The sequence below is a fragment of the Streptosporangium sp. NPDC000509 genome, assembly GCF_042898365.1.
Classification (GTDB): domain Bacteria; phylum Actinomycetota; class Actinomycetes; order Streptosporangiales; family Streptosporangiaceae; genus Streptosporangium.
Map to the genome: position 1 here is coordinate 50,094 of NZ_JBIAYX010000020.1, position 13,385 is coordinate 63,478.

The 13,385-nt window shown below is 71.0% G+C and carries 1 protein-coding gene (only partly in view); it reads left to right on the plus strand.

Annotated elements, in window-relative coordinates; translation table 11 throughout:
• A protein-coding gene (locus ACFY3D_RS31845; protein ID WP_389986293.1) for an SDR family NAD(P)-dependent oxidoreductase crosses the window boundary here: on the plus strand, positions 1-13,371 show its 3' portion. It extends 37,224 nt beyond the left edge of the window; the window shows 13,371 of its 50,595 coding nt (coding positions 37,225-50,595); its start codon lies off the left edge, out of view; its stop codon occupies positions 13,369-13,371.
• Positions 13,372-13,385: the final 14 nt, after the last annotated feature.

Below are 13,385 nucleotides of genomic sequence, written 5' to 3' on the forward strand. Positions count from 1 at the left end.
ATGGCGATGATCGGCTTCGCGGCGTTCGAGCCGGGTCTCGCGGGTACGTGGGAGTCGGTCCCGGTTCATCGTGATCTGTCAGCGCTGGCCGAGGCGGGCGCGGTGCCGGGTGTGGTGCTGGCCGAGGTCGAGGCCTCGTCGACCGCGGACGCGGTGGCATCGGCGCATCAGGTGACGGCCGGGGTGCTGGGGCTGTTGCAGGAGTGGCTGGCCGATGAGCGGTTCGCCGATTCGCGACTGGTGCTCGTCACGCGGGGCGCGGTCGCGGCGGGTGAGGGTGAGGTGGTCACCGATCTGGCGGCCGCGGCGGTGTGGGGTCTGGTGCGTAGTGCGCAGTCGGAGAACCCGGGCCGGTTCGTGCTGGTGGACGTGGACGAGGAGTCGGTGCGACTCGATGCGCTGAGCGGATTGCTGGCCGGAGTACTGACCTCTGGCGAGCCGCAGGCGGCGGTGCGCGGAGGTGGGGTCTGGGCGCCGAGGTTGGCGTCGCTGACCTCGGGTGCGGGTCTGTTGCCTCCGGTCGGTACGGCGTGGCGGTTGGGCAGCCGTGCCAAGGGCAGCCTGGACGCGTTGGAGCTCATCTCGTATGAGGAGACGGCCGAGCCGCTGCAGGCCGGTCAGGTGCGGGTCGCGGTGCACGCGGCGGGGGTGAACTTCCGTGACCTGCTGGACGGGCTGAACGCACTCGGCTGGTTCCAGGACAAGGTCGGCCAGATGGGTGGCGAGGCCGCGGGCGTGGTGCTTGAGGTCGGCCCCGGTGTCGAGGACCTGCGCCCGGGGGACCGGGTGGTCTGTCTGACCGAGGGTGCGTTCGGCCCGGTGGTCATCGCCACCCATGTCTTGTCCAAGATTCCCGACGGGATGTCGTTCGAGCAGGCCGCGACGATCCTGGTGACGTTCCTGACGGCCTCCTACGGGCTGATGGATCTGGCCCGGTTGCGGGCGGGTGAACGGCTGCTCGTGCACGCCGGCACCGGTGGCGTGGGCATGGCGGCGATCCAGTTGGCGCAGCGTCTGGGCGTGGAGGTGTTCGCGACCGCGAGTCCGGCCAAGTGGGAGGTACTGCGTTCCCTGGGCATCCCGGACGACCACATCGCCTCCTCCAGGACTGCGGAGTTCGAGGAGCGCTTCCGCGAGGTCTGCGGTGAGCGGGGCATCGACGTGGTGCTCAACTCGCTGACCGGGGACCTCATCGACGCCTCGGCGCGACTGCTGCGTCCCGGGGGCCGGTTCGTGGAGATGGGCAAGCTCGACATCCGCGACCAGGCACAGTTCCCCGGCCTGGAGTACCACTGGTTCGACATGCTGGACGCCGGCGCCGAGCGGCTGCGGCAGATCCTGGTCGAGCTGATGGAGTTGTTCGCGGCCGGTGAGCTGCGGCCGTTGCCGGTGACGGCGTGGGACGTGCGCCGGAGCCGTGACGCCTTCCGGTTCATGAGCCAGGCCAGGCACACCGGCAAGATCGTGCTGACCATGCCCCGGCGCTGGGACCCGCAGGGCACGGTGCTCATCACCGGCGGTACGGGTGGTCTGGGTGCGGAGCTGGCCCGGCATCTGGTGGCCGAGCACAAGGTGCGGCACCTGCTGCTGACCAGCCGCCGGGGTCTGGAGGCTCCGGGTGCGGTGGAGCTGCAGGCCGAGCTGATCGCGCACGGCGTCGAGGTCACGGTCGCCGCGTGCGACATGGCCGACCGGGACGCGGTGGCCGGTCTGCTGGCCGGGATCGATGCCGATCACCCGCTGACCGCGGTGATCCACGCGGCCGGAATCGTGGACGACGGAGCGATCACCTCGCTGACGCCGGAGCGGGTGGACAACGTGCTGCGGCCGAAGGTCGACGCCGCCTGGCACCTGCACGAGCTCACCCGCGACCTGGACCTGGCCGGATTCGTGGTGTTCTCCTCGCTCGCCGGACTGATGGGCAACGCGGGTCAGGGCAACTACGCGGCGGCGAACGCCTGGCTGGACGCGCTGATGGTCCAGCGGCAGGCGCAGGGGCTGCCGGGGCTCTCGCTCACCTGGGGACTCTGGGCGCAGGCCACCGGGATGACCGGAGGACTGTCACAGGCCAGCGTGGAGCGGATGGCCGCCGCCGGGATGCCGGCGATGACCACCGAGCAGGGACTCGCCCTGTTCGACGCGGCCCTGGGCTCGGACTCACCGCTGGTGGTCCCGGTGCGGTTGAACCTGCCGGCGATGCCCGCTCAGCTGGTGCCGCCGCTGCTGCGCGGCCTGGTGCGCGGCACCCGCCGTACGGCCGCCGCGCTGTCGGCGGCCGGAGGCGGTGGCGCGGGCGAGGCACTGTCGCGGCAGCTGGCCGGCCTGGACCACCCCAAGCAGCTCCAGGTGCTGATCGACCTGGTCCGGGCTCAGGCCGCCGCCGTACTCGGGCACCCGTCGCTGGATTCGGTGGACGTCCGGCGGGAGTTCCGCGAGCTGGGCTTCGACTCGCTGACCGCGCTTGAGCTGCGCAACCGGCTCAACGGCGCCACCGGGTTGCGGCTGCCCTCCACCCTCGTCTTCGACTACCCCACTCCCACCGTGCTCGGCGAGTATCTGCTCAGCGAAGTGCTCGGCGTGCACGGCGACGCGATTCTCCCGGTGGTCGCCACCTCGGTGACCGACGATCCGATCGTCATCGTCTCGATGGCCTGCCGTTACCCCGGAGGGGTGAGCTCTCCGGAGGATCTGTGGCGGCTGGTCGTCGAGGGGCAGGACGCCATCTCCCCGCTGCCACGGGACCGGGGCTGGCAGGCACGCGGCGAACTGGACTTCGACGGTGGATTCCTCGTCGACGCGACCGACTTCGATCCCGGGTTCTTCGGGATCTCGCCGCGTGAGGCGCTGGCGATGGACCCGCAGCAGCGCCTGCTGCTGGAGGCGTCCTGGGAGGCGATCGAGCGAGCGGGGATCGACCCGACCTCGCTGCGCGGCAGCCGTACCGGCGTGTTCGCCGGGGTGATCTACCACGACTACGGGTCGAGCGCCGAGTTCCCGCCGGATGTGATGACCTTCGTCAGCACCGGTAACTCCGGAAGCATCGTCACCGGTCGTGTCGCCTACGCGCTGGGCCTGGAGGGTCCTGCGGTGACGGTGGACACGGCGTGTTCGTCGTCGCTGGTGGCGATGCACATGGCGGCGCAGGCGCTGCGCTCGGGTGAGTGCTCGCTGGCACTGGCCGGTGGTGTGACGGTGATGGCCACGCCGGGGGTGTTCATCGACTTCAGCGCCCAGGGCGGACTGGCCGCCGATGGGCGGTGCAAGGCGTTCTCCGACACCGCGGACGGTACGAGTTGGTCCGAGGGCGTGGGTGTCCTGGTGCTGGAGCGGCTGTCGGACGCCCGCCGCAACGGTCACGAGGTGCTCGCGGTGATGCGCGGGTCGGCGATCAACCAGGACGGCGCCTCCAACGGGTTGACCGCGCCGAACGGCCCCTCGCAGCAGCGGGTGATCCGCCAGGCACTCGCCGGCGCCGGGCTGACCGCCGCCGAGGTGGACGTCGTGGAGGCGCACGGTACGGGGACGACGCTGGGTGACCCGATCGAGGCGCAGGCGCTGCTGGCGACGTACGGTCAGGATCGGCCGGAGGACCGGCCGGTCCTGCTGGGGTCGATCAAGTCGAACATCGGTCACACCCAGGCCGCGGCCGGTGTGGCGGGTGTGATCAAGATGGTCATGGCGATGCGGCACGGTGTGCTGCCTCAGACGCTGCACGTGGACGCGCCGTCCTCGCACGTGGACTGGGCCTCGGGCGCGGTGGAACTGCTGACCGAGGCCAGGGAGTGGCCGGAGGCCGGGCGCCCGTGGCGGGCGGGTGTGTCGTCGTTCGGCATCAGCGGCACCAACGCGCACCTGATCCTTGAGCAGGGACCGGAGGCTCCTGAGGCGGAGTCGCGTGACGAGGATGGGGCCCCGGCCGCGGGTGTGGTGCCGTGGGTGGTGTCGGGCAAGAGCGAGGAGGCACTGCGGGCGCAGGCGGGTCGTCTGGTGTCGTTCATGGACGCGCGCGACGAGCTGGGCCTGGTGGATACGGCGTTCTCGCTGGTGGTGTCGCGGTCGGTGTTCGAGCACCGTGCGGTGGTGGTCGGTGCCGGTCGTGAGGGGTTGCTGGCGGGGCTGGGTGCGGTGGCTTCGGGTGAGTCGGTGCCCGGTGTGGTGTCCGGGGTGGCCGATGTGGATGGGAAGTCGGTGTGGGTGTTCCCGGGTCAGGGGGCGCAGTGGGTGGGGATGGGTGCGCGGTTGTTGGAGGAGTCGGCGGTGTTCGCGGCTCGGATGGCCGAATGTGCGGCGGCGTTGGAGCCGTTCGTGGACTGGTCTCTGCTGGATGTGATTCGGCAGAACGAGGGTGCTCCGTCGCTGGATCGGGTGGATGTGGTCCAGCCGGTGTCGTTCGCGGTGATGGTGTCGTTGGCGGCGGTGTGGGAGTCGCTGGGGGTTCGTGCGGATGCGGTGGTGGGTCATTCCCAGGGGGAGATCGCGGCGGCGGTGGTGGCCGGCGGGTTGTCGTTGCAGGACGGTGCGCGGGTGGTGGCGTTGCGGAGCCGGTTGATCGGTGAGCGGCTTGCTGGGCGTGGGGCGATGGCGTCGGTGGCGCTGCCGGTCGAGCGGGTCGAGGCCGCTTTGGTCGAGGGGGTGTCGGTGGCGGCGGTGAACGGCCCGAACTCGGTGGTGGTGGCCGGTGAGGTCGCGGCGGTCGAGGAGCTGGTCGAGCGGTTGGCCGCTGAGAATGTTCGGGTGCGGCGGATCGCGGTGGATTACGCCTCGCATTCGGCGCAGGTCGATCTGATCGCCGAGGAACTGGCTCAGATCCTGGCGGGGGTGGCGCCGCAGCCGGTGCGGGTGCCGATGCTCTCGACCGTGACCGGTCAGTGGCTGGAGGGTCCGGAGCTGGAGGCCGGGTATTGGTGTGAGAATCTGCGGCGCACGGTGGCTTTCGCTCCGGCGGTCGGAGAGTTGCTGGAGCAGCGGTATCGGGTGTTCGTCGAGGTGAGTCCGCATCCGGTGCTGACGGTCGGTATCGGTGAGTGTGTGGACGAGACCGATGCCACCACCGTGATCGCCGGGACGTTGCGCCGTGACGAGGGCGGCCTGGAGCGGGTACTGACGTCGGCGGCCGAGCTGTTCGTGCGCGGTGTGACGGTGGACTGGCTGCAGGTGTTGACCGGTGGCCGCAGGGTGGATCTGCCCACCTACGCCTTCCAGCACCAGCGGTTCTGGCCGAACGCCAAGCAGAGCGGTGACGCTCATGTGCTGGGCCTGGCCGCGACAAGGCATCCGCTGCTGGGTGCGGTGATGCCTCGGGCCGACTCCGATGGGGTGGTGCTGACCGGGCGGTTGTCGTCGGCGTCGCATTCGTGGCTGGCCGACTACGTGGTGGCGGGCTCGGTGGTGGTGCCCGGTTCGGCGTTCGTGGAGTTGGCGGTGCGTGCCGGTGACCAGGTCGGCTGCGAGGTGGTCGAGGAGTTGATCCTGGACGCTCCGCTGGTGCTGGGTGCGGGTGACGCGGTGGCGGTGCAGGTGTGGGTGGGGGCTGCGGAGGAGACCGGTCGGCGGAGTGTGAGCGTCTACGCCCGTTCGGCGGACGCGGCCGAGGAGGTGCCGTGGGTGCGGCACGCCACCGGCACGCTCGCCATGGGTGCTTCGCCTGCCGAGCCGTTCGACACGGCGGTGTGGCCCCCGGTCGGCGCGACCGCGATCGAGCTGGACGGCTTCTACGAGGAACTGGCTGCGGACGGCTTCGCCTACGGTCCGGCGTTCCAAGGGCTGCGGGCGGCCTGGCGACGCGACGGTGAGATCTTCGCCGAGGTGAGGCTGCCCGAGCAGGTCAGCGAGGCGGATTCGTTCGGGGTGCATCCGGCGCTGCTGGACGCGGCGCTGCACGTGGTGCCGTTCGCGGGACTGGACGATTCCGAGGCTGCCCGGGTGCCGTTCTCCTGGGGTGAGGTGAGCCTGCACGCGGGCGGGGCGTCGGTGCTGCGGGTGCGGCTGGCCAGGACGGGCGGCGAAGCGGTTTCGCTGAACGCGGTGGATGCGACGGGTGCACCGGTGGTGTCGGCCCGGTCGGTGGTGCTGCGGCCGATTTCCACCGAGCAGCTGGCGATCTCCGACGGTCGCGGAGCAGGGCAGGACACGCTGTTCCGGCTGGAATGGTCCGCGGCAGGCGGGCTACCCGAAACCGATCGGGTGCCGGTGGCGGTGCTTGGTCCGGACACGCTGGGTGTCGCGGCGGCCTCGCGGGAGGCCGGGGACGTGGTGCCGGTGTATGCGGACCTGCCCGCGCTGGCCGAGGCGGATCCGGTCCCGGCGGTGGTGCTCGCCGAGGTGGTCTCCGACTCGGCGGTCGGGGTGGTGGAGTCGGCGCATGCGCTCACCGCTCATGTTCTGGACCTGCTGCAGCGGTGGCTGACCGAGGAGCGGTTCGCCGAGTCGCGGCTGGTGTTCCTCACCCGGGGCGCGGTCGCGGCAGGCGATGGCGAGGTGGTGGCGGATCTGTCGGCTTCCGGGGTGTGGGGCCTTGTCCGCAGTGCTCAGTCGGAGAACCCGGACCGGTTCGTACTGGTCGACATGGACCGGGACCAGGCATCGTCGGTCTTGCTCGATGTGCTGCCGGGGGTGTTGGTCTCGGGTGAGCCTCAGGTGGCGGTGCGCGGAGGTGAGGTGCTGGTTCCGCGGATGGCGCGGGTGGCGCCAGGATCTGACGTCGACGACGAGGCGGACCAGGCATGGGATCCGGAGGGAACCGTCCTGATCACCGGTGGTACCGGTGGTCTGGGTGCGCTGTTCGCGCGGCACGTGGTGGCCGAGCGTGGGGTCCGGCACCTGGTGCTGACCAGCAGAAGAGGGCTGGACGCTCCGGGTGCGGTGGAGTTGCAGGCCGAGCTGATCGCACACGGCGTCGAGGTCACCATCGCGGCCTGCGACATGGCGAATCGGGATCAGGTCGCGGGCCTGCTGGCCGGGATCGACGCCGGGCATCCGCTGACCGCGGTGATTCACACCGCGGGTGTGCTGGATGACGGCACGATTCCGTCGCTGACGGCCGAGCGGCTGGACGCGGTGCTGCGTCCCAAGGTCGACGCCGCCTGGCACCTGCACGAGCTCACCCAGGACCTGGACCTGGCCGGATTCGTGGTGTTCTCCTCGTTCGCCGGGGTCATGGGCAACGCGGGTCAGGGCAACTACGCGGCGGCGAACGCGTTCCTCGACGCGCTGGCCCAGCAGCGCCGGGCCGAGGGACTGGCGGGGTTGTCGCTGGCCTGGGGCCTGTGGGCGCAGGAGACCGGGATGACCGGGGGACTCGGGGCGATCGACCTGCGGCGGATGGCGCGGGCGGGGATGCCGGCGCTCTCGGCCGAGCAGGGGCTCGCGGCGTTCGAGTCGGCTACTACGACAGGTCACTCGCCAGTGGTGGTGGCGCGGTTGGATCTTTCGGTGCTGCGTACGGTCCCCGAGGTGCCGCATCTGATGCGTGGCCTGGTGCGCGGAAGCCGCCGCCTGGCGATCTCCACGTCGGCGGGTGGGGATTCGGAGTTGTTGCGGCGGTTGGCGGGGTTGGGTGAGGCCGAGCAGGTTCGGCTGGTGGTGGAGTTGGTGCGGGCTCAGGCGGCGGTGGTGCTGGGGCACGCCTCAGGGGAGGCGGTTCAGCCTGGGCGTGAGTTCCGTGAGCTGGGCTTCGACTCTCTCACCGCGGTGGATCTGCGTAATCGGCTGAATGTCGCCACCGGTCTGCGGTTGCCGGCGACGTTGGTGTTCGACTATCCGACGCCGGCCGTGCTGGCGCGGTTCTTGGTGTCGGAGTTGCTGGGTCGGCAGGAGGTGGCGGTCGGGTCGGGTGTGGTGGCCGGGCCGAGGGTGTCGGTGGCCGATGATCCGATCGTGATCGTGGGGATGAGCTGTCGCTTCCCCGGTGGGGTGAACTCGCCGGAGGAGTTGTGGCGGTTGCTGGTCGAGGGTGAGGACGCGATCTCGCCGGTCCCGGCCGACCGAGGCTGGGACCTGGGGATGTTGTCGGGGACGGGGGTGGATGTCCAGGGTGGGTTCCTGGCGGATGTGGCGGGGTTTGATGCCGGGTTCTTCGGGATCTCGCCGCGTGAGGCGCTCGCGATGGACCCGCAGCAGCGCCTGCTGTTGGAGGGGGTGTGGGAGGCGGTCGAGCGGGCCGGGATCGACCCGCTCTCGCTCAAGGGCAGCCACACCGGCGTCTTCGTGGGAAGCAACAGCCAGGACTACACGAGCCTGATCATAAGTACGCAGACGGACGTGCAAGGCCATGGCGTCACCGGTCTCTCGGCCAGCGTGCTGTCGGGCCGCCTGTCCTACATGCTGGGCCTGGAAGGTCCGGCGATGACGGTGGACACCGCGTGCTCGTCGTCGCTGGTGGCGCTGCATCTGGCGGCGCAGGCGCTGCGGCAGGGGGAGTGCTCGCTCGCGCTGGCCGGTGGTACGACGGTGATGGCGTCACCGTTGGGGTTCATCGGCTTCAACGCGCAGGGCGGGATAGCGGCCGACGGGCGATCCAAGGCGTTCTCCGACAGCGCGGACGGCACCGGCTGGTCCGAGGGTGTGGGCATGCTGGTGCTGGAGCGGTTGTCGGACGCCCGTCGCAACGGGCATGAGGTGCTCGCGGTGGTGCGGGGTTCGGCGGTGAACCAGGACGGTGCGTCGAACGGCCTGACGGCGCCGAACGGTCCGTCTCAGCAGCGGGTGATTCGTCAGGCGTTGGCCGGTGCGGGGTTGTCGGCGTCCGAGGTGGACGCGGTGGAGGCGCACGGTACGGGTACCAAGCTGGGTGACCCGATCGAGGCCCAGGCCCTGCTGGCGACCTACGGTCAGGACCGGCCGGAGGACCGTCCGCTGCTGCTGGGCGCGATCAAGTCGAACCTGGGTCACACCCAGGCGGCGGCGGGCGTGGCCGGTGTGATCAAGATGGTGCTCGCGATGCGGCACGGGGTGCTGCCTCGGACGTTGCACGTGGACGAGCCGTCGTCGCATGTGGACTGGGCTTCGGGTGCGGTGGAGTTGCTGACCGAGGCGACGGAGTGGCCTCAGACGGGTCGTCCGCGTCGGGCGGGTGTGTCGTCGTTCGGGATCAGTGGCACCAACGCGCACGTGATCCTCGAACAAGGGCCGGAAGCGTCGGGGGGAGAGGACACTTCGCCGGACCGGGTGCCGGTTGCGGGTGTGGTGCCGGTGCTGGTGTCGGCGAAGACGGGTCAGGCGTTGCGGGCGCAGGCCGGGCAACTGCTGTCCCTCCTGGAGGGTGAGCCCGGTCCGGGCCTGGTCGATGCGGCGTTCTCGCTGGCGACGACGCGGTCGGCTTTCGAGCACCGGGCGGTGGTGCTGGCCGATGGTCGTGAGGGTGTGCTGGCCGGGCTGGGTGCGTTGGCCGAGGACCTGCCGGGTGCGGGTGTGGTGCGCGGGGTGGCCGTGGGTGAGCCGCAGTTGGCGTTCCTGTTCACCGGTCAGGGGTCGCAGCGGGCCGGGATGGGCCGGGAGCTGTATGACCGGTTCCCGGTGTTCGCGACCGCGCTGGACGCGGTGATCGCCGAGCTCGACCCGTTGCTTGAGGGGTCGTTGCGTGAGGTGTTGTTCGCCGAGCCGGGTACAGCCGAGGCGGAGGCGCTCGACCGGACCGGGTGGGCTCAGCCGGCCCTGTTCGCGGTGGAGACGGCGCTGTTCCGGCTGGTGTCCTCGTGGGGAATCCGGCCCGATGTGCTGGCCGGTCACTCGGTCGGGGAGATCACGGCTGCTCATGTGGCGGGGGTGTTGTCGCTGGCCGACGCGTGTGCGTTGGTAGCGGGCCGGGCGCGGTTGATGCAGGCGCTGCCCGCCGGTGGGGCGATGGTGGCGGTGCAGACCTCCGAGGAGCAGATCGCCGAGCTGCTGGCCGGACGCGAAGACCAGGTGTCCATCGCGGCGGTGAACGGCCCGACCTCGGTGGTGATCTCCGGTACCGAAGAGGCGGTGCGGGAAGTGACCGCCGCTCTGCGGGAACGGGAGATCAGGACGAAGCAGCTGCGGGTGTCGCACGCGTTCCATTCGCCGCTGATGGACCCGATGCTGGAGGACTTCCGCACCCTGGCGAGCAGGCTCACCTACGGGGCGCCGAGGACTCCGATCGTGTCGACCCTGACCGGACAGGCGGCGACAGCCGAGCAGTTGTGCTCGCCGGACTACTGGGTGGAGCAGGTCCGCGGCGCGGTCCGTTTCGCCGACGGCGTGAGCACTCTGCGCGCGCAGGGTGTGCGGGCGTATCTGGAGCTGGGCCCCGACGGGGTGCTCACCGCGATGGCCCAGGACACGCTGACGGCCGACCCGGAGGCACAGGCGCACGAGTTGCCCACGGTGCTGGTGCCGGTGCTGCGCAAGGGCCGGGACGAGCACGCGGCGTCCATGGCGGCGCTGGCCGAGCTGCATGTGCACGGGGTGCCGGTGGACTGGCGCTCGGTGCTGCCGGGTGGGCGCCGGGTCGATCTGCCGACCTATCCCTTCGAGCACCAGCGGTTCTGGCCCGAGGGCAGTGCGGGTGCGGGGAATGTGGCGGCGGCGGGACTGGCCGCGACGGATCATCCGCTGCTGGGCGCCGCGGTCGGGCTGGCCGACTCCGATGGGGTGGTGCTGACGGGTCGGTTGTCGCTCTCGTCGCATCCGTGGCTGGCCGACCACGTGGTGGCGGGCTCGGCGGTGGTGCCGGGTTCGGTGTTCATGGAGCTGGCGGTGCGTGCCGGTGACCAGGTCGGCTGCGAGGCGGTCGAGGAGCTAACCCTGATCACACCGCTGGTGCTGGGCGAGCGGGACACGATCGCGATGCAGGTGTCGGTGGGAGCTCCACAGGAGTCGGGCCGCCGGAGCGTGAGTGTGTACGCCCGTTCGGCGGAGGCGGCCGAGGAAGTGGCGTGGACGCGGTACGCGACCGGAACGCTCGCGACCGAAGTGGCGGAGGTCGCGCCGTTCGACGCGTCCGTCTGGCCTCCGCAGGGGGCGACCGCCATCGAGGTGGACGGGCTGTACGAGGAGCTGGCCGAGGACGGCTTCGTCTACGGGCCGGTGTTCCAGGGGCTGCGGGAGGTCTGGCGCGGCGCCGAGGGCGAGGTGTTCGCCGAGGTGGCGTTGCCGGAGCAGGCGGTGTCGAGTGCGGGTTCGTTCGGGGTGCATCCGGCGCTGCTGGACGCGGCGCTGCACGCGGTGACCTTCGTCGGGCTGGAGCCGGTGGAGGGTGGCCGGTTGCCGTCCTCGTGGGAGCAGGTGTGCCTGCACGCCGGTGGGGCGTCGGTGCTGCGGGTGCGGCTGGCCAGGACGGGCCCGGATGCGGTGTCGCTGAGCGCGGTGGATGCCGCCGGTGGTCCGGTGGTGTCGGCGCGCAACGTGGTGTTGCGGCCGGTCGAGGTCGAGCGGCTCAGGGTTTCCGATGGTGCCGGGGCGGGCTGGGAGTCGTTGTTCGGGGTGGAGTGGACGCCCGCGGGTGCTGTGACGGAGGTCGACGGAATGTCGGTGGCGGTGCTCGGTGCGGATGCGCTGGGTGTGGCTCCGGCGTTGCGGGAGGCCGGGGATGCGGTGGCGGTGCATGCGGATCTGCCCGCGCTGGTGGAGGCGGGTCCGGTGCCGACGGTGGTGCTCGCGGAGGTGATCTCCGAGTCGGCGGCCGGGATGGTGGAGTCGGCGCATGCGCTGACCGCCCACGTTCTGGACCTGCTGCAGGGGTGGCTGGCCGATGACCGGTTCGCCGAGTCGCGGCTGGTGTTCCTCACCCGGGGCGCGGTCGCGGCGGGTGACAGCGAAGTGGTCACCGATCCGGCGGCCGCGGCGGTGTGGGGCCTGGTGCGCAGCGCGCAGTCGGAGAACCCGGGCCGGTTCCTGTTGGTCGACGTGGACGAGGAATCCCCGCTGTCGGTGCTGCCGGGGAGGTTGGTGTCCGAAGAGCCGCAGACGGCGGTACGCGGGGGCGAGGTGCGGGTTCCGCGCCTGGCACGGGTACTGCCCGGGGATGTTGTGGCAGAGGCGTTCGGTGACGACTCCGGTGAGGATGGCGGCCGGGGCTGGGATCCGGAGGGAACCGTCCTGATCACCGGTGGTACGGGTGGTCTGGGCGCGTTGTTCGCGCGGCACGTGGTGGCCGAGCGTGGGGTGCGGCATCTGCTGCTGACGAGCCGCCGGGGCCTGGACGCTCCCGGTGCGGTGGAGTTGCAGGCCGAGCTGATCGCGCACGGGGTCGAGGTCACGATCGCGGCGTGTGACATGGCCGATCGGGATCAGGTGGCGGCCCTGCTGGCGCAGGTGGACGACGAGCACCCGCTGACCGCGGTGATCCACACCGCGGGTGTGCTGGCCGACGGGACGATTCCGTCGCTGACGGCGGAGGGCCTGGGGGCGGTGCTGCGTCCCAAGGTCGACGCCGCCTGGCACCTGCACGAGCTCACCCAGGACCTGGACCTGGCCGGATTCGTGATGTTCTCCTCGTTCGCCGGGGTGCTGGGAGCGCCTGGTCAGGGCAACTACGCGGCGGCGAACGTGTTCCTGGACGCGCTGGCTCAGGTGCGCCGGGCCGCGGGACTGCCGGGTCTGTCGCTGGCGTGGGGCGCGTGGGCCCAGGACGCGGGAATGACCGGCACACTGGGCGAGATCGAGATGCGGCGGATCAACCGGACAGGGATGCCGGCGCTCTCGGCCGAGCAAGGGCTCGCGGCGTTCGAGGCCGCGGTCGAGTCGGGCCGGGCGGCGGTGGCGCCGGTACGGCTGGAGCTGTCGGCGCTGCGGGCGATGGGCGAGGTGCCGCATCTGATGCGGGGCCTGGTCCGCGCTGGGCGTCGCTCGGCGGTCTCGGTCCTCGCGGGCGGTGAAGCGGAGCTGGTGAAGCGGCTCGCCGGCCTGGAGCACACCGAGCAGGTCCGGCTCATGATGGACCTGGTGTGCACGCAGGCGGCGGTGGTGCTGGGACACGAGTCGCTGGACGCGATCCAGCCGGGACGAGAGTTCCGCGAACTGGGCTTCGACTCTCTCACCACCGTGGAACTGCGCAACCGGCTCAATGCGGCCACCGGACTGCGGCTGCCCGCCACTCTCATCTTCGACTACCCGACCCCGGCCAGCCTCGCCGAACACCTCCTGGAGGAGATCGCGCCCGGGGCGAACAAGGCCACGGAGTTGTCGTTGCTGGCCGATCTCAACCGGTTCGAGACCGCTCTTTCCGACACCGCGCTCGACGATCTCGCCCGGAACGGTATCGTCACCCGGCTGCGGCAGCTGCTGGCGAAGATGAGCGAGAGCAGCACGGAAACTAGTGAAATCGCTGTCGCCGACGTGCTCAACTCGGCGAGTACCAAGGACATCCTCGGTTTCATCGAAAACGAACTGGGTCGCCTCAAGGACCTGTGATGTCCCGGCTCATA